The sequence below is a fragment of the Lysinibacillus parviboronicapiens genome, assembly GCF_003049575.1.
In the GTDB taxonomy this organism is placed as follows: Bacteria; Bacillota; Bacilli; order Bacillales_A; family Planococcaceae; genus Lysinibacillus; species Lysinibacillus parviboronicapiens.
Map to the genome: position 1 here is coordinate 70,970 of NZ_PYWI01000007.1, position 18,490 is coordinate 89,459.

Sequence of the window (18,490 nt, forward strand, 5' to 3'; positions counted from 1 at the left end):
CTCTCCTATTCATCTTTTAATAAAATTTCTTTTGGATTTAATCGAAGAATCGATAGTGCTGGAAGAAGTGTTGAGAACATCGCAATTAATAGACCTAATCCCCCTAAATTCAAGACATCTTGGGATGATATACTTACATCAATATTATCAATAGGATCCACCTCTTTGTTTTTATCTTGGCCATTCATCATGCCAAACGAGAACCCTAGATTATTTGATTCTTGTTGTTGCTCTTCAGCAGCACTAACTTCTTTCTGCAATAAACTGTCCCCCATTTTTTGAGATACTGTTTCACCTGTAATTATCGAAATGCCAAACGCTAATACAGCTACACATAATACTTCTACTAAAAGTTGCCCAACTAATTTTCTTTTTTTCTCACCAATTGCCAATAAAATCCCTAGTTCTTTCCGTCTTTCTTTTATTGTCAACATAATGATTAAACCTAAAATGATGGATCCACTAATGGAAACTAAGTATACGATCCACTTTGAAGTGGAGGCTATATTCTCAATAGGGCCTACCATTTTTTGATACAACGCATCATGTGCATCTAATTTAAATAAATCAAAATCAATAGTTGTGTTCTTCCCTTCTGCTTTAAAGTCCTCAATACTTTCGGGATCTTTTAAGAAGTAAATTGCTTCGGTAATTGTTGTATCATTGACATTATCATTTTCATTAAATTCTTTCATTGAATCATAATTAGCATACACTCTATTTGAAGGATGCATCATTGGTGGTAATGATTCCTCAAAGTTAGTTATGCCAGTATTTTTGTAAATACCTACAATTTCCAATTCCACTATCGAAACTTCATCAGATGATTTGATCTTTAACTTATCACCAACTTGAAACTCGTTTTGTTCTGCTAATCGTTCTTCAATCAGCACTACTTTTTTATTCTTATCTTCAGGTGTTATTGGTCGTCCCTCAACAATTTTATTTGTGCCCTCTTGAAAATCCTTCAATAAATCAGAACTTCTCACACCTTGAAAGAAAGTATCTGGCATTTTCATGTTGCCATGATTATTGCCCCCTACCGATCCTCCTACTGCCTCTCCACCTTTGTCAGCATTAATGGGTGTGTAACCATCCGCAACAAGCATCTCACTTTTTAGATAATTATAATTTTCTACGTATGATAATTTTGCTAATTGATCTGCTTCTTCTGCAGAAAGCTCCGGATGTTTTATTTTCCCACCTGGATTTTCTTCTCGCTGTTTCGCTACATTTTGCATCAGTTTTTCTTCGTCCAACCTAAGACTCACGTCAACGCCTAACTTTTGTCTAGCTAGATCATTTGCAGTCTTTGAGACATTTTGTATGGCAAATCCGGCTAATACTAAATTAGCAACAACTAAAAATACAGCAAATAAAATAAGCGATTTCCCCATTCTTGCTTTGACATTCAAAACTGCACGTTTGATAAAATTCATTTACATTACCTCCTTGATAGCTTTACTATATAGGAGCAATCTGAAGCTTATATGAAGATATGTCGAAGTTTATCTGGAGAAATCAAAGTGTTTATGTGAAGTGACGTATAGCACTTTTTTAATAAAGACTTCACTAGGCATAATAAAAAGCACCTTATAAAGTAAACTTTTATTGTCTACTTTATAGGGTACCTTTACGTTGCTATTATTATTAAACGATGGTTATATTAATAAAATTTCACAATATCTTCGAAAGGTAAGGAAGCCTTTTCGCCTGGTTGTTCATTGGGTTCACCGAATGGCATTTGTGCGATTAAGCTCCACTCACTTGGAATATCCCATGTTTGTTTTACTTCTTCATCGATAATTGGATTATAGTGTTGAATGGATGCGCCAATACCTTCAGCGGATAAAGACAACCATGTAGCGTATTGTAACATGGCACTTCCTTGATGAGACCAATATGGGAATTGTTCTTTATAGGATGGTGCGTTTTCTTGCATTTGTTTTATTGTTTCTTGATTTTCAAAGAATAGAATTGTTCCTACGCCCTCTTTAAATCCTTGTAATCTTTCGACAGTTGCTGCAAAATTTTCTGCTGGAACACGTAAGCGTAATGTTTCTTTGACAATATCCCAGAACTTGTTATGCTCCTTATCCATCACGACAATGACACGTGCACTTTGCATATTAAAGGATGATGGTGCATGTACAGCTGTTTTTAACACATCATTGATTCTTTCTTTAGTAATCATTTCGTTTTTTTGCACTTTACGAATTGAACGACGGTTGATAATTGCTTCTTTTACATTTGTTGTAGTTACTGACATTTTTAAATTCCTCCAAATTTTAATTAAGATTTTACCGATTGGCTTATATGCTAATACTGCTTGGTAATTAGTAGCTATATCTTTTTCAACAGTTTGCAAATATGTGTTTATTTTTTTAATTGTTCATCAATGATTTGTGCTAATCTTTCTTTACTAGCTAATCCTTGTATCATTTCATCACCAATAATTAGCGTCGGTACAGCAGTAATGTTTGCTTCTTCATACGCATGTTTTAAAGCCTCTTGATGGACTTCACGGTACATTCCTAATAGTAATGCTTCTTTAAAATCATCTTTAGAGAGACCTACTTCGCTCGACAATTGTGTTAACACTTCAATGTCCTCAATATTTTGTTCTTCCTGAAAAAATGCTGTAAAGACTCTATGATGAAATTCATTGCCTTTTCCTTGTTGTTTTGCGAATTGATATCCTTCAAAAGCTAAATGTTGGGGAGACACGCGGCAAACGCATTTCAATCCCAAGCTTTTTCGCAGTAGGAAGTATAAAGGTATCCCAAGATCCTAATTTGTCGGGTTCTTTCCACGGATCAATCTTTGGATAAGGAGTAGGACGTAATTCAAATGGCATCCACTCAATTTCTACATCCTTTTCTTTTACAATGTCATCTAACGGGCCTTTTCCTAAAAAACAAAAGGGACAAATAAAATCCGAATAGGCTTTAATCTTTAGCGTCATTTTAAAACCCCTCACTTTCTCTCTCGGTTGTAACTAATTCGGTTACAACTGAGTCAAATTAATATGCATTCTAAATTGAATGCATTCTTTATTACGGTTTGTTATGAATTTCATTTAATAAAGATGTCACTACTTTATCTAAAACTTGCTCCATGGCCTCCTGCTTGAACCAAATTTAGTTCTAAAACAGTTTGAATATGTGCTCCTATAGGACAATTAGGATTCGGTTGTTCATGACAATGAAATAGGTTTTCTTTCTCAACAACTTCAACAGCTCGATAAACCTCTAATAATGTAATTAGCTGCAAAGCTTTACGTAAATGAGCTTCCCCCATTACACGACGCTATGAATTATGAGGTACAGACAGTTGATGGGTTTTGTTTAGAATGGATAAAATATGAACAGCCATTGTAAAACGACTACTAATTTTTATATATAGCACCTCCATCTGTAACTATTATAGTTACAGCTAAAATAGATGTCAATCATTTTATGATAAAAAAATTGTGATTGGTGATTTTACGCAAATAAACTTAGAACATGGATTCTCTTGATATTGATAAAAACGAACAAATGTTGATGAAATTATCCAACTTATCTATGCTAAAATCAACTTGTTACATTGTCCAACTGCTTAATCATTAAACATGGTTAAGCAGTTTTTTGTTTTCTAAACTGCCCTGCCTTTTCTCGATTGATAGTTTGTCAGTGGGCTAGCTTCCTTTAAAGATGCCTAATTTATTGTTTGTTATTTAAGGCGATTATCTATTTACCAAAATAAAATCGAGCGCAATACACTCGACTTGTATAAAAAACACATTAATTCATAAATTTGTGAAAAAAAAGAGCTTTCAGGACTATTTGTAAGTCACTGAAAACTCTTATATACCAATTGTTTAAAGAAGTATTAACCAATACTGCCTTCCATCTCGAACTTGATGAGACGGTTCATTTCTACTGCGTACTCCATTGGTAGCTCTTTTGTGAATGGCTCGATGAAGCCCATAACAATCATTTCTGTCGCTTCTTCTTCAGAAATACCACGAGACATTAAGTAGAATAATTGTTCTTCTGATACTTTAGAAACTTTCGCTTCATGCTCTAAAGAAACATTATCATTTAAGATTTCGTTGTATGGAATTGTATCTGAAGTAGATTCGTTATCCATGATTAACGTATCACATTCAATGTTTGCACGTGCACCACTTGCTTTAGGACCGAAACGTACTTGCCCCATATATGTTACTTTACCACCTTGTTTTGCAATCGATTTAGATACGATTGTTGAAGAAGTATTTGGCGCTAAATGAATCATTTTCGCTCCAGCATGTTGGTGTTGTCCTTTACCAGCTAAAGCAATGGATAACGTCATACCACGAGCGCCTTCTCCTTTAAGGATACATGCTGGGTATTTCATTGTTAATTTAGACCCAATATTGCCGTCGATCCATTCCATCGTACCGTTCGCTTCAACAACTGTACGTTTTGTTACTAAGTTGTACACGTTGTTCGCCCAGTTTTGAATCGTTGTATAACGGCAATATGCATCTTTACGTACAACAATTTCTACTACTGCTGAGTGTAAAGAGTTCGTTGTATAAACAGGTGCTGTACAACCTTCAACGTAGTGTACATGTGCGCCTTCGTCTACGATAATGAGCGTACGTTCGAATTGACCCATATTTTCAGAGTTAATGCGGAAGTAAGCTTGCAGCGGTGTTTCCACTTTTACACCTGGTGGTACATAGATGAATGAACCACCTGACCATACTGCTGAGTTAAGAGCAGAGAACTTATTGTCAGAGTAAGGAATCACTGTACCCCAATATTTTTTGAAAATGTCTTCGTTTTCACGAAGTGCTGAGTCTGTATCTTTAAACACGATACCTAGATCTTCAAGATCTTGTTTCATGTTGTGATATACTACCTCAGATTCATATTGAGCGGATACACCCGCAAGGTATTTTTGTTCTGCTTCTGGAATACCTAATTTATCAAAAGTTGCTTTGATTTCTTCAGGTACTTCATCCCAAGATTTTTGTGTCGCTTCAGATGGTTTTACGTAGTACGTAATTTCATCAAAATCTAAATCGCCGAGTTCGCCACCCCATTGAGGCATTGGTTTTGCATAGAAAGTCTCAAGTGCTTTCAAGCGATATTCAAGCATCCACTTTGGCTCTTGTTTCATATTTGAAATTTCACGGACGATTTCTTCAGTTAAACCACGCTTTGAACGGAAAATTGATACGTCCTTGTCATGGAATCCGTATTTGTAATCGCCAATATCAGGCATTTTTTTAGCCATTATTTCTCCTCCGTTCACGAATTAATGTTGTACTGTATGCTAGTGTGTTGCCATCATTCCCTCGAGCATCTGGGTAAAAGCTAAAAGCTGCTTTCACTTTTAGGCTCTACAGCACTTTTTGGGGATACATAAGCAGTTTATTTTAGCACGTTTATTCTTTTACGCCTTTTTCCATTGCTTTCCAAGCCAATGTTGCACATTTAATACGTGCTGGGAATTGAGAAACACCTTGTAGTGCCTCAACATCCTCAAGGTCGTATTTGTCGTTGTATTCTTCGCCCATCATCATTTTAGAGAAAATGTCAGCAAGCTCTAATGCTTCCTCTACCTTTTTCCCTTTAACAATTTGTGTCATCATGGATGCGGAAGACATCGAAATTGAACAGCCTTCACCATCAAACTTCGCATCTTCTACCACTCCGTCAGTCACTTTAAGCGTTAAATGAATTCGGTCACCACAAGTCGGATTGTTCATATCAATCGTTACAGCATCGGTTTCTAGAGACCCTTTATTACGAGGATTCTTATAGTGATCCATAATGACTGAACGGTATAATTGATCTAAATTATTAAAAGACATCGCCAAAATACTCCTTCGCAGAACGCAACCCTGTAACGAGACGGTCAATATCTTCCTCTGAATTATACAGATAGAAGCTTGCACGCGCTGTTGCTACTTGTTGAAGACATTTCATTAGTGGCTGTGCACAATGGTGTCCTGCACGAACAGCAATACCATTCATGTCAAGCACTGTTGCTACATCATGTGGATGTACATCGTCTAGGTTAAATGTGACAAGTCCACAACGCTTTTTGGGATCTCGCGGCCCGAAAATTTTAAGTCCTTCAATTGTTTCAAGCTGATCCATTGCATAGCCTGCAAGTTTATGTTCATGCTCTGCAATATTATCAAGCCCTATTTCATTTAAGAAATCAATTGCAGCACCTAAACCAATTGCACCTGCAATTATCGGTGTACCGCCTTCGAACTTCCACGGCAGTTCCTTCCACGTCGAATCTTGAAGTCCCACAAAGTCGATCATTTCGCCACCAAATTCAATTGGCTCCATCTTTTCTAGGTGCTCTTTTTTACCATATAGTACACCTATTCCAGTCGGTCCGCACATTTTATGTCCTGAAAACCCTAAGAAATCTACATTTAAATCTTGCACATCGATTTTCATATGTGGCGCTGCTTGGGCACAATCTGCTACCATTACCGCACCATTTTCATGTGCAATTTTAGCAATTTCTTTAATAGGATTAATAGTTCCAAGAACATTTGACGCCATTGACACTGAAACTATTTTTGTCTTCGGTGTAACCGTTGCACGAACCGTATCTAAGTTAAGTGTACCATCTGCCTCAAGTTCAATATATTTTAATATAGCATTTTTTTCTTTCGCAAGTTGCTGCCAAGGAATAATGTTAGAATGGTGCTCCATGTGAGTGATAACAATCTCATCACCTTCAGCAACATTGGCACGACCATAACTAGATGCTACTGTATTTAACGCAGTTGTTGTACCGCGAGTAAAAATAATTTCTTCTGTTGTTTTAGCATTGATGAACTTACGAACCTTGTCACGTGCACCTTCATATTTGTCTGTTGCACGGTTTCCTAATGTATGCACACCACGGTGAACATTAGAGTTATCAAATTCATAATAATGCTTAATCGCTTCAATTACTTGAATAGGCTTTTGTGACGTTGCGGCACTATCTAAGTAAACGAGCTTATGTCCGTTGACTTCCTGATTTAAAATGGGGAAATAGCTTTTAATGTCTTTATTCATCATTAGCGAACTTTCCTTTCAATAACCTCCGTCAGTTGCTTTTGAACGCCCTCAATTGGTAATTGCGTAACAACTGGCGCAAGGAATCCATGGATAACAAGGCGCTCTGCTTCTGTTTTCGAGATACCACGACTCATTAAATAGTACAGTTGTAGTGGATCTACTCGGCCAACAGATGCTGCGTGTCCTGCTGTTACATCGTCTTCATCGATTAAAAGAATTGGATTCGCATCGCCACGTGCTTTTTCAGAAAGCATTAACACGCGTGATTCTTGTTGCGCGTCTGCTTTTGTTGCACCGTGCTCAATGTAGCCAATACCGTTAAAGATTGATTGTGCTGCGTCTTTCATCACACCATGTTTTAAGATGTGACCATTTGAATTTTTACCCCAGTGACGAACTTCAGTTGTGAAGTTAAGTTTTTGTTCTCCGCGACCAACTACTACTGTTTTTGTATCAGCGTGAGAACCATCACCAATAAGGTGTGTAATATTTTCAGAAATTGTATCTGAATCATTCATTAAACCAAGTGCCCAGTCAATTTTTCCGTCACGTGCTAAACGTGCACGACGATTAACATAAGTAGTATAACCTTTTGCTAGTACATCAACCGCACCGTAAGTTACTTGTGCATTATCTTGAACAATGACTTCCGCAATAATGTTAGCTTGACCTTGTGCTTCAGCAACTGTTGAAATGTATGTTTCTACATACGTTACAGCAGCATTTGCTTCAGCAACCACTAATACATGGTTATAAAGTGAAGCTTCTGCATTATCATTTAAGAATACCACTTGTAGCGGTTGTTCGATAATCACATTTTTTGGTACATAGACAAACACACCTCCATTAACAAGTGCTGCGTGTAGCGCTGTTAATTTATGCTCATCTACCTTCACTGCTTCGGTCATGAAATATTTTTTAATAAGTTCACCATGTTCACGTACAGCAGTTAACATATCTGTAAAGATAACACCTTTGTCAGATAGCTCTTGTGATGTTTTAATGAATGCTGGTGTGTTATTGCGTTGAATATATAAGTTTTCTTGTGCTTCAAGGTCAATTAAACCTTTAGCTTCTTGTGGAAGTGCATCAAGTGAAGCAAATCCTTCACTTTCTACTGTATGTGTTGGGAAGTTCATGAAATCCCATTTTGTAATATTTGTTTTATCTGGTTTTGGCATTTCTAAACCAGCTGCTTTGTCTAGTGCTGCCGCGCGAAGCTCTGTAAACCAAGTTGGTTCTCCATTAGCTTCAGAGAACGAGCGCACGTCCTGTACAGTTACAGGCAAGTTAATTTCCACTGTCATGCTAATTCGTCCTCCTTCTTATGCTTCTTGTTCTTCTGTTTCTTCTTCGATTCCTAATTCTTTTTTAATCCAGTCATAACCTTCTGCCTCTAAACGTTGAGCTAATTCTTCGCCGCCAGATTTCACAACGCGACCTTGCATCATTACGTGTACATGATCAGGCGTAATGTAGTTCAGTAATCGTTGGTAGTGAGTAATCATTAAACAACCAAAGCCTTCTCCGCGCATTGCGTTAATACCTTTAGATACAACTTTTAATGCATCAATATCAAGACCAGAGTCGATTTCATCTAAAATGGCAAATTTCGGTTTAATCATCATTAATTGAAGAATTTCATTACGTTTTTTCTCTCCACCTGAGAATCCTTCATTTAAGTAACGTTGTGCCATATCTTCATGCATTTCAAGGTATGCCATGTTTTTATCTAATTCACGAATGAATTTCATTAGAGAAATTTCATCGCCTTCTTCACGACGAGCATTGATAGCTGAACGTAAGAAGTCTGCATTTGTGACACCAGCAATTTCAGATGGGTATTGCATTGCTAGGAATAAACCAGCTTGTGCACGTTCATCTACTTCCATTTCTAGTACGTTTTCACCATCAAGTTCAACGGTACCCGAAGTTACTTCGTATTTAGGGTGACCCATAATAGCAGAAGCTAATGTAGATTTACCTGTTCCATTTGGTCCCATGATTGCATGGATTTCATTTGTATTAATTGTAAGGTTTACGCCTTTTAAAATCTCTTTCCCGTCGATTTCAACGTGAAGATCTTTAATTACTAAAGTTGACATGAAATTACCTCCATAGTGTGTTCATTGAATGGGGAACCATTCCTTAATTATCATCATTCTAATCTTAACTGAAAATCGTTCTCTATGCAAACCATTTCAATCACTTTCCAGCTTCTCTAATGAAATCTTGCAAAACAAAGACTTTGAAAGCATTTTCAGTTTATTGCTAAAGGATACTGACAATGAGAATCAACTTGCTTCATTTTCAATAAAATATAACTAATTGAGAATGGATTTCATCTAGCTACATAGTGGAAACCTCGCAGGAAGCGCTAAATGTAGCGGATTTGTGACAATTATGCATAAACGACAATATCTATACTATATCCTTTTTCATTAGAATGGAATCAATAATAAGAAGAAAAATTATAGAGTACTAGTTCAAAAAAATTTTATCCGTTGTCATCCATCTATTTTGCTAGAAATAGTACTGATGTTTCACACAAAATACCGCCGAGCGTAACGAAAAACTAAGCAACACTAAACATCTATTTAACTTTTATTTAGTTTATGTACATATTTACAATCATTTTTAATACTAAATATTATATAATTAAGATATAAACAATCGTATTTTTCGATAAATAGAGGTGAATATCTAGTGGAGTTACGTCAATTACGTTATTTTGTGGAAGTGGCTGAGCGTGAGCATATTTCAGAAGCCGCAGAACATCTTCATGTTGCACAATCAGCAATTAGCCGTCAAATTGCAAATTTAGAGGATGAATTAGGCACGCCACTTTTTGAACGCATCGGACGAAATGTAAAATTGACACCGATTGGAAGAACTTTTCTTGAACATACAATCACTGCTTTAAAAGCAATTGATTTTGCGGCCAAGCAGGTAGAAGAATATTTAGATCCAGCAAAAGGTACTATTAAAATCGGCTTTCCTACAAGCTTGGCTAGTTATGTACTACCAACCGTTATTTCGGCCTTTAAGCGTGAATACCCTGACTTACAATTCCAGCTCCGTCAAGGCTCTTATCGTTTCTTAATAGATGCTGTCAAAAACCGTGAGTTAAACTTAGCATTCTTAGGGCCGCTTCCACCAAAAGATGAGTCTATACAATCAACAATATTATTCTCAGAAAATATAGCAGCTTTACTACCAGCAAACCACCCATTAGCGAAAAAAGAAAGTATCCAACTAGCTGATTTACGTAATGATTTATTTGTATTATTCCCAGATGGTTATATTTTGCATAAAGTCGCAATGGATGCATGTCGTGCTGCAGGCTTTTTACCAAATATCATTTCAGAAGGAGAGGACCTGGATGCACTGAAAGGCCTTGTGGCCGCCGGTATAGGAGTTAGCTTACTTCCCGAAAGCTCACTATACGATTCTGCTGCCCGCTTTACAATAAAAGTGCCAATTGAATCTCCTACTATACCAAGAACAGTGGGCATCATCTCTCCCGTTAACCGCGAAATTGCACCGTCCGAAAAAATATTCTTAGACTTCGTCAAAAACTTCTTTTCACGTCTTTCGCAATTCCAATAAAAAAATCGCCCTATACGGCGATTTTTTTTGGGGAATTGCTAGTTGTCTATATTGTGGTTCTATCCGTCACTTTGATAACCCTATCCGTTATTTCGGATCATTTGGATGCTGCTCTGCAATCCAGTTAAGTGTTTCTGTACTCAAACCGCCTGCACGCCATAAAACAATCTCATTGTAGCTTTTCTTTTGCACATGGGTAATCCATTTTTCCAGTGTTTCTTGGTCCGCATACCAAACCTCATGCCTGATATTATTTTCATCTAAGAAATTAAAATACACAGCACTACTTCCTGCATCACGTTGTTTGACCGCTTTAGTTTTGGCTAATAATTGTTCTGCCTCTATCTCCGTCAATGCAATCGTTTGACCTTGTGCGACCCATTCGAACCCACCTGTTGCAAATGCAATTGCTAAGTTTTGATTGGACTTTTGAATTTTCTTCATCAATTCATCTAAAAATGTAAAGGTTGCCTTTGCTCCAGGGCCACTATGATATCCGTGAACATTATAGGCCATCACTGTATATTTAGGTCCATTTGGCAACTTCACGTCAAATGGAAAGCGTGGTTCTAATACAACATGTAAGGATACATTCTTTTTAGATAGCTGTTGATAGAGCTCCTCTAAAAAAAGTACATAGTTGGGAATATCTTCGTTCGTTACTTTTTCATAATCAATTTCAATCCCATTTATCTGATAAAGGTCAATTATTTGTATGATATTATCAATGTGTTTTTGCCTTGTAGCAGAGTCTTGTAACAATCTATGCAGTAATTTACTATCCTTCTGTACAGAAGCGGCGTTTTCTGTCACATAATCGTTGATTAACGTTAAAATAACATGATGTGTGTCATTAAACTGTTTATGCGTCTGACTCAACATTTCAATAGCATTATCCGTTAATAATAATTGATCGTTACTATTAAAATAAGCACCGAAAACCCGAATATCTTCTAAGCCCTGTCTTGAGTTTTTAGTATCCTCGATTGCTGAACTCTTTTGCCACTCTGGTAACCACATTGATAATTGGAGTTTGTTTTTATTTTTCAACTCCTCATTTGCTTCTACCGGTACCTCTTTGCTATTACTACATGCAGTTATAATTAGTAAGGCCATACAGATAAACCAAAAAAAATTTCTCACTTGGATTTAGTTTCACCCCGATTAGAAGGTTTCAATAAAGAAGTCTACAACATTATTAAACCAAGTCGTCACTTTATACTTTACTTTATCGAAATTCGTGTATTGGTTTGTAAAAAGTGTATTATCGTTGTCATCTTTAATCAAAATATCTTCAATTAAAGTGTCATAAATATCATCCGCATATTGTTCATGTGTAGTTTCTTTCTTACTGAACAATGCCCCAAAAGCAATTTGTGAGCCTTCAATTTGCGGATTTATGTGAATGGTCTTCGATAAAACCTTATCTACATCTATGCTTATTTTATCTTGATTTACTGTAATGTTAAATACTCTTTTTTGTGTTAGGTTTCTTGGATACTCTTCCTCATCAATTCTAGTGCCTTTTTGCGTATCTTGATAAGAATAGACTGTAGCTTTATTAAATGCATATTCTTCTTCATTCCATTTTATCTTCTCCAATGGGTAACGTTCTTTTTCAACAACTTTTGCACCTGGTAGCTTTTCAGATATAACAATTTCATTGTCTACTAAAGCAATACGCATATAGCTATTATTTTTTTCATCGTAATTTACGTAGACCGCTTGCTGCCCCACAACATTGCCATTAAATGCGAAGCGCATATTATACTTTTCAGGGAGATTTTCCTGTAATATTATTCGTCCTTCACTAGATGGCGCAGATGTTACGATAATTTCATTATTTTTAAATTCAGTTGCACCATGCATCACTGACCAATGTTCTGCTAATTGATGATCACCTACATCAAAAGTTACATTCTGTTTACTTGCTTGACGGATTTTCATCATCACATGATTCGTTGACCAATACGGAGATACTTGTAAGCGGGACAAATTATAAATATCTGCATCCGCAGCATTAAAAGCTCCCAACTCTAAATTGAAATTCATGCTAAATTTATCTTTGATTTGTTTATCATTCACGGCTTCTACTAATGGATCCATATTATTATAGAGCGCATTTGCATGCATGATTGCATAAGCTTTTGGCACTCCACCTAATTTTTCATCATAAATATCATGCATCAGCTTGTAATCCTGCGCAATGCGCGTTTCCATTTCTTTACGCGTTTCACTTGGGATCATGTACTGATTTCGAATAAAGTCCATTAAATAGTGATTATAATATTCTATTGTTGTTTTATTTGGGACATTATTTTCATCAATAACACCCAGAGATTGTCCTTTATCATTAAAAATATTGATATACGTAAGTCGATAGCCATTAGAACCTAACTCCCAAAAACCACTTTTTTGCATGAGTAACAAATCTTTTGGCTTTAAAAATTTGTTGTCACGCGTATCCATTTTATTGGCATAGCTAAACATTGTCGCTTTGTAATTCAGCTCTTCCAGTATATTTTGGGCAAAGATACTCGAATCTGTGCGTCCATCCTCAAAAGATAAAAATAGCGCTTTTTCTGGTAATGGCTTACCCTTTGCATAAAAATCTAAAATATCTTGTTGTGAAATCGTTTTATAGCCTTGAGAGGCAAGTAATTCTAATTGTTTTTCTAAATTCTTCTTTGATACATATTTCGGTGAGTCGTTTCTACTCACACCAAAATAAGATAAAGAAACGAATCCTTCATCATTATCCAATGGTACAGTCTCTTCTACCTTTTTTTCTGTTAAGAAGATGACTTGAATTAACATTACCGCTAAAAACATGACGATCACTAATTGAATAATGGAGCGTATTTTTTTTTGGCGATTTTTCTTATCTGAATTTAACGCGACATTTTTTTTACTCATTCCCTATCACCCATTTTTCTAATTTTTCTAAGCGAAAATCGGGATTTTCTTAGCTTTTGTTTTTCCAGTTTCTTTTCCTTTGCGAGTACATCTTGTGGTGTTTCTCTCGTTCCCCACGTTGATTTCCAGAACGTAACCCATGCAACAGGCATTTGCCATAGTAAGATAAATTCATAGAAAAGCACGAAAATAAAGCCAAACGCCCACAATTTACTTTTTCTAAAGTACAAATGCGCTAAACTCATTAACATGGCCATTAATAGTAAACCTATTAAGAATGTAGTAGGAAATACACCGTGCATAATCGGTACATATAACAAATTATAAACAACGACTATTGGCGCAGCTATCGGTACAATTAAACCAATAATAAAGAACAGAAACATAAAAGGCTCTTTCTTCCACATAAATAAAAATGCCCTTAATGATTCTCTTAACCATGATCTTTTCCAACGCATTTGTTGTGACAAAAAGACTTTTGTGTCCGATGGAACTATTGTTGAACAGACAGCATTATCTTGGTATCCCGTACGATGTGTTTTTAAAATATAATTTGTCATACTTCGATCATCACCAAAGGTAGCTGGTTGCCCAAGGAATTTTTGATTCAACCATGCGGTTTCGTTTTTTAATATAAGATCTTTACGATAACAGGCTAACGGACCTGATAAGCAAGTTACCGTATCAAACCAAGACTCAGCGGCCTTCATAATACGAAAAGCAATATAGTAGCGTACTGTTTGTAATTTTGTTAATGCATTTGTAAATTTATTTTCTACTTCTGTTCTTCCAGCAACACCACCCATTTTAGGATCTTGGAAGGGCTGTACTAAATTTCTTATGGCATGAGGCTCTAAAAAACTATCAGAATCTACAAACACCACTAAGTCGTGTTGTGCAATATGGACGCCCGCCACTAAAGCTTCTCGTTTTCCACCATTTTGAGGTAATTTATGAAACTTCAAGCGTTCCTTCGTTTTGAAACGTTCCCCCTCACTGTGAATTAACTCAATCATTTCTTTCGATCTTTCCTCAGTACTGTCTGTAGAGTAATCATCTACGACAATAACCTCTAATTTTTCTACTGGATAATATTGATTAATACAACTCAATATAGTCCTATGAATCCATTCTTCTTCATTAAATACAGGAATAATAATGGAAACGCCTGGTTCGAACTTCGGATTGATCGGTACATTTTTATATAAAATACCAAAGAAATATCTACTTAGTAAAAATGTTGCTGCAATAATACTATATAAGTAGAGGAATTTATTAAAGCGGAAATAAATTACGCTCTCCGCTCGCATTAACATTACAATTAGGGAGACCACTAGTAGAAAAATACTTGAGACAAAGATTGAAAGACCCCAACGTTTCTTTGTCATATATTCATTTAAAGGTTGCAAAAATTCACAAGCGTAATAGTACAGAGTTTCTCCATCCACTTCTTTCGTAAATACACGAACAACCTGAGCCTTTAATTTTACTTTGGATTCATAACCTTCTGGCATCGCTCCATTAGGTATTGTAAAGTGCATCGTGATTATTTCATCTATTAATAGATGATTAGGCTTATCAGAATAGACAAGTATACCCGTTACGGAAATATCTTCTGAGTATTGTTTGTCAATGATTTTTGTTTTCTGGCGTGCTCTTTTAATTTGAACTTCAAACTTCGTAACATAACGCAAACTTAGTAATTGTAAACGATAAATTTCATTGACATCTGTTGGATCAATTTCTTCTGTTTGATAAGAAGCACCTCGACGGTTCACAAGACTTCGTACATTTTCCGGATCAGGGATATTCGATAGAATACGTCGATCAGAGCGTGGTATCGTCAAAATCTCTTTTTTCTTTTTCATGATTATCAATTCACTTTCTCATTTGAATCTTCTTCAATCCAAGTCGACATCTTTGCAAAACTATAGCCTTCACTTTGTAACTGCTCAATTATTAACGGTAATGCTTCTACCGTCTTTGTATCATCTAATATATGCATAACAACTACCTTTCCTGGAGCAGCTTTACTTAGCACACGATTATAAATATCTTGAGCCGTATAATCTAAATTCCAATCAAATGAGGCAATATCGTACATCGCTATGGCCTTTACGCCAGTTGCCGCAATAATTTTAGCGGATTCATCATCAATCACACCTTGTGTTGGCCTAAAATAGAGCAATGGTGATTGTTGTAAAGCATGTGTTAGTGCTCTATGTGCCTTCATAACATCTTGTTGTAAATCTTCAGGAGTCATTGTAGTTACATCTAGGTGATTATATGAATGGCTTGCTACTTCATGTCCTTGTTCTAAAATTAAGCGTGCTAGCTGAGGATTTCTCTCCACACCCTTCCCAATTAAAAAGAATGTAGATTTGATATTATATTTCGCTAACACATCCAATACTTCTTTGATTCTTTCTTCACTAGCCCAATCATCAAAAGTCAATGCAATTTCTTTTTTGGCTGTAATTTTTCGATAAAAGATATTTGGTTTTGCATTTTCATAATCTAGATTTACTTGAATAGCATCGAAACCTTCAATTTCCTCTAACGATTTTACTTGGTATTGCTTTTCTACTACGCCATTTAATGTGGTCATTGTATAACCTTTTTCTTTTGCTAATTGTGCTAATAACGGTATCACATCAATAATCGCTGGATTTATATACGTATTTAAATGAATGATGGAACCACTGTTAAGAAAGCGATCTATATAATCGATAATTTCTTGAGCACTTTGCATATTTCGATCACTAGGGTTAATGGACGCCTCCACAACTCCCCCCATATTCAACGCTTTAGTAGCTAAACGCATATTGTCAGTAGCATCACCCGATCGACTCCGAACATAGCGAGGCGTATAACCTAATTGTTCTTCAAAAACTTGATTTGCTAATAATACCTCTTTGAACGTCTCTTCATAGTTCAAATCTGTCATATCAGGAAATGTTAGTGTCCCATTTTCAACTTCATGTCCTCTAGCCAATATGTCTTTAACTAACTCAGGTTCTTGTGCAACTCGCATACCTTCTAGAAAAAATGTTGCCTTCATGTCGAATTGCTCCAAGACATTTAATAAACGTTGCATTGTTTCATTGTCTGCCAGCCCATTAAAGGTTAAAGCAACTTCCGGACTAAGAATACCGGCGTGGCTTATCACATCACTCATTGTTCCATCATGCGCTATGACCTCAATTGAGGATTCAATTGGTTGAGCCATATCAACTGAAGTAGCTGATTGGCATCCTGCTAAGAAAACAGCCACTAGCAGACTACTTATTTTTAGTCGTCTCATTTGCCTAAGAATTCTCCTTTTATAATTTGTAATAATTTTGATTTTTAAATAAAAAATGGGTATTGCGTGTATCAAAAATTAAAGCTGCATGTTCATCAATCAACGCGTAATTGATATTTGTATGATTTGTTAATATCAACACAGCATCAGCACTCCGTATTATTTCTTTCGTTAACGGAACAGTGTTCATCGTACTACCATCTGCTATAACTGTTTCTAAAAATGGATCGACAATTTTTATGTTGCAATGATTTTTTCTCAGTATGTTAATAACATTTAACGCTGGTGATTCTCTGAAATCATTAACGTTCGGTTTATACGTTACCCCAATAATGACAATTTCAGCATCATGTAACCTCTTATTTTGCGTGTTTAAATAATGTGCCAATCTTTCTACAACGAAGTTAGGCATCGACTCATTAATTTTATCTGCTGTTTCAATTAGGGTTGCAGTGATGCCATGCTGTTGACCTGCCCATAATAAATACTTTGGATCCACTGGTATACAATGTCCGCCTACCCCAGGACCAGGCGTAAATGGCATAAAACCATATGGCTTAGTTGAAGCCGCGTCAATCACTTCCCAAATATCGATGTCCATTTTATAACAGAGCTGACTCATTTCATTGACAAGAGCAATATTAATTTGACGGAACGTATTTTCTAGCAATTTTTCCATTTCAGCAACCTTTGGGCTTGTTACAGCATAGACATTCGTATTAATCACAGTTTCATAGAAAATTCTAGCGATATCTGCACACGATTTGGATATTCCGCCTACTACTTTTGGTGTATTTGTAACCGTGAAATTTCGATTACCTGGATCCACACGCTCTGGCGAATACGCCAAAAATATATCTTGTCCTATAACAAAATCCTGCTTTTCTAAAATAGGGCGAACAACATCCTCCGTTGTCCCTGGGTAAGTGGTACTTTCAAGTATAATTAGAGTATCAGCCGACATATTTTGTTCGATTGCATGCGCAGCATCTACAATGTACGAAATGTTAGGTGTTCCGTCTTCTGCAGTCGGTGTAGGTACACAAATAATAATGACATTTACCTCTGCAAGCTTAGTGAAATTATCAGTAGCTTCAAATTTCTCTTTAGAGATGGCTTCTTGCATGATTGTCTCAGGCAAATCCGCTATATAACTTCGGCCACTTTTTAAAAAATTGATTTTTTCATCATTTTTATCGAAACCAATTACTTGAAACCCCTTATTCACAATCTCTAGTGCAAGTGGTAACCCTACATAACCGAGTCCTATAACGCCAATCTTCACCTTTCTTGTTTTAATATTTTCTGATAAAGTGACGATTGGCGATTCTGTTTTAGTCTCCATAAGTGAATACTCCTCTTATCTGTTTGTTATAAAACCTCTTAAGAAATGTCTGTGTTGTACTAACCATGAAATACAAACCCTCACGTAAGCGTGTATTGCGATTGGTAGTTTTTCATCTCCTCACACACTTTATATCGTTATTGATCTAAATAGACCATTATTTTAAAAAAACATATCCAAACACTTATACATCATATCTATAGTACTAATTGATACTAAACAAATTCTGAACATAATCTTAACGAA

Annotated in this window: 13 protein-coding genes and 2 pseudogenes; 1 reads left to right on the forward strand and 14 read right to left on the reverse strand. The window is 36.1% G+C overall.

The window, feature by feature from the left end:
- Nucleotides 1–5 precede the first annotated feature (5 nt).
- The 9 genes and pseudogenes from C9J35_RS08430 to sufC all read right to left on the reverse strand — a co-directional run bounded on the left by C9J35_RS08430 (nucleotide 6) and on the right by sufC (nucleotide 9,175).
- Nucleotides 6–1,439, reverse strand: a complete 1,434-nt coding sequence (locus C9J35_RS08430; protein ID WP_107924160.1) for an ABC transporter permease — start codon at nucleotides 1,437–1,439, stop codon at nucleotides 6–8.
- Nucleotides 1,440–1,666: 227 nt separating this feature from the next.
- Nucleotides 1,667–2,269: a nitroreductase family protein gene (locus C9J35_RS08435; RefSeq protein ID WP_054767629.1), complete on the reverse strand. Its 603-nt coding sequence runs from the start codon at nucleotides 2,267–2,269 to the stop codon at nucleotides 1,667–1,669.
- A gap of 107 nt (nucleotides 2,270–2,376) precedes the next feature.
- Nucleotides 2,377–2,965: pseudogene (locus C9J35_RS08440) on the reverse strand (DsbA family oxidoreductase).
- Nucleotides 2,966–3,056: 91 nt separating this feature from the next.
- A pseudogene (locus tag C9J35_RS08445) lies at nucleotides 3,057–3,399 on the reverse strand (Rrf2 family transcriptional regulator).
- Between the two features lie 474 nt (nucleotides 3,400–3,873).
- The gene (gene sufB / locus C9J35_RS08450; protein ID WP_107924161.1) at nucleotides 3,874–5,271 is read right to left on the reverse strand and encodes a Fe-S cluster assembly protein SufB; all 1,398 of its coding nucleotides are present in this window, start codon (nucleotides 5,269–5,271) and stop codon (nucleotides 3,874–3,876) included.
- A 151-nt stretch (nucleotides 5,272–5,422) separates the two neighbouring features.
- Nucleotides 5,423–5,851, reverse strand: a complete 429-nt coding sequence (gene sufU / locus C9J35_RS08455; RefSeq protein WP_054767603.1) for a Fe-S cluster assembly sulfur transfer protein SufU — start codon at nucleotides 5,849–5,851, stop codon at nucleotides 5,423–5,425.
- On the reverse strand, nucleotides 5,841–7,070 hold the full coding sequence (locus tag C9J35_RS08460; protein ID WP_107924162.1) for a cysteine desulfurase: 1,230 nt from the start codon (nucleotides 7,068–7,070) through the stop codon (nucleotides 5,841–5,843). The genes sufU and C9J35_RS08460 overlap by 11 nt, the downstream gene beginning before the upstream one ends.
- Nucleotides 7,070–8,377 (reverse strand): Fe-S cluster assembly protein SufD, encoded by a 1,308-nt coding sequence (gene sufD, locus C9J35_RS08465; RefSeq protein ID WP_107924163.1) that lies wholly within the window; start codon nucleotides 8,375–8,377, stop codon nucleotides 7,070–7,072. The genes C9J35_RS08460 and sufD overlap by 1 nt, the downstream gene beginning before the upstream one ends.
- 18 nt (nucleotides 8,378–8,395) lie before the next feature.
- Nucleotides 8,396–9,175 carry a Fe-S cluster assembly ATPase SufC gene (sufC, locus tag C9J35_RS08470; protein ID WP_107924164.1) on the reverse strand — a complete coding sequence of 260 codons (780 nt, stop codon included), beginning with the start codon at nucleotides 9,173–9,175 and terminating at the stop codon, nucleotides 8,396–8,398.
- Nucleotides 9,176–9,776: 601 nt separating this feature from the next.
- Here sufC and gltC point away from each other — a divergent pair.
- Nucleotides 9,777–10,679, forward strand: coding sequence for a glutamate biosynthesis transcriptional regulator GltC (gene gltC, locus C9J35_RS08475; protein ID WP_107924165.1), 903 nt, complete (start codon nucleotides 9,777–9,779; stop codon nucleotides 10,677–10,679).
- A gap of 87 nt (nucleotides 10,680–10,766) precedes the next feature.
- Here the strand turns inward: gltC and C9J35_RS08480 are convergent, their stop codons facing one another.
- The 5 genes from C9J35_RS08480 to C9J35_RS08500 are packed head-to-tail and all read right to left on the reverse strand — an operon-like array spanning nucleotide 10,767 to nucleotide 18,244.
- Nucleotides 10,767–11,822, reverse strand: coding sequence for a glycosyl hydrolase family 18 protein (locus C9J35_RS08480; RefSeq protein WP_235616231.1), 1,056 nt, complete (start codon nucleotides 11,820–11,822; stop codon nucleotides 10,767–10,769).
- A 21-nt stretch (nucleotides 11,823–11,843) separates the two neighbouring features.
- Nucleotides 11,844–13,595 (reverse strand): polysaccharide deacetylase family protein, encoded by a 1,752-nt coding sequence (locus C9J35_RS08485; protein ID WP_107924166.1) that lies wholly within the window; start codon nucleotides 13,593–13,595, stop codon nucleotides 11,844–11,846.
- Nucleotides 13,592–15,463: a glycosyltransferase family 2 protein gene (locus C9J35_RS08490; protein ID WP_107924211.1), complete on the reverse strand. Its 1,872-nt coding sequence runs from the start codon at nucleotides 15,461–15,463 to the stop codon at nucleotides 13,592–13,594. Before C9J35_RS08490 ends, C9J35_RS08485 begins: the two co-directional genes overlap by 4 nt.
- Nucleotides 15,464–15,468: 5 nt before the next feature.
- Nucleotides 15,469–16,899: a polysaccharide deacetylase family protein gene (locus C9J35_RS08495; protein WP_107924167.1), complete on the reverse strand. Its 1,431-nt coding sequence runs from the start codon at nucleotides 16,897–16,899 to the stop codon at nucleotides 15,469–15,471.
- Nucleotides 16,900–16,918: 19 nt separating this feature from the next.
- A complete protein-coding gene (locus C9J35_RS08500; protein ID WP_107924168.1) occupies nucleotides 16,919–18,244 on the reverse strand; it encodes a nucleotide sugar dehydrogenase in 1,326 nt (441 codons plus the stop codon).
- Nucleotides 18,245–18,490 lie beyond the last annotated feature (246 nt).

Coding starts and splice junctions, on each gene's coding strand:
- C9J35_RS08430 (WP_107924160.1), bottom strand. CDS start 1,439: ATGAATTTTATCAAACGTGCAGTTTTGAATGTCAAAGCAAGAATGGGG.
- C9J35_RS08435 (WP_054767629.1), bottom strand. CDS start 2,269: ATGTCAGTAACTACAACAAATGTAAAAGAAGCAATTATCAACCGTCGT.
- sufB (WP_107924161.1), bottom strand. CDS start 5,271: ATGGCTAAAAAAATGCCTGATATTGGCGATTACAAATACGGATTCCAT.
- sufU (WP_054767603.1), bottom strand. CDS start 5,851: ATGTCTTTTAATAATTTAGATCAATTATACCGTTCAGTCATTATGGAT.
- C9J35_RS08460 (WP_107924162.1), bottom strand. CDS start 7,070: ATGATGAATAAAGACATTAAAAGCTATTTCCCCATTTTAAATCAGGAA.
- sufD (WP_107924163.1), bottom strand. CDS start 8,377: ATGACAGTGGAAATTAACTTGCCTGTAACTGTACAGGACGTGCGCTCG.
- sufC (WP_107924164.1), bottom strand. CDS start 9,175: ATGTCAACTTTAGTAATTAAAGATCTTCACGTTGAAATCGACGGGAAA.
- C9J35_RS08485 (WP_107924166.1), bottom strand. CDS start 13,595: ATGAGTAAAAAAAATGTCGCGTTAAATTCAGATAAGAAAAATCGCCAA.
- C9J35_RS08490 (WP_107924211.1), bottom strand. CDS start 15,463: ATGAAAAAGAAAAAAGAGATTTTGACGATACCACGCTCTGATCGACGT.
- C9J35_RS08495 (WP_107924167.1), bottom strand. CDS start 16,899: ATGAGACGACTAAAAATAAGTAGTCTGCTAGTGGCTGTTTTCTTAGCA.
- C9J35_RS08500 (WP_107924168.1), bottom strand. CDS start 18,244: ATGGAGACTAAAACAGAATCGCCAATCGTCACTTTATCAGAAAATATT.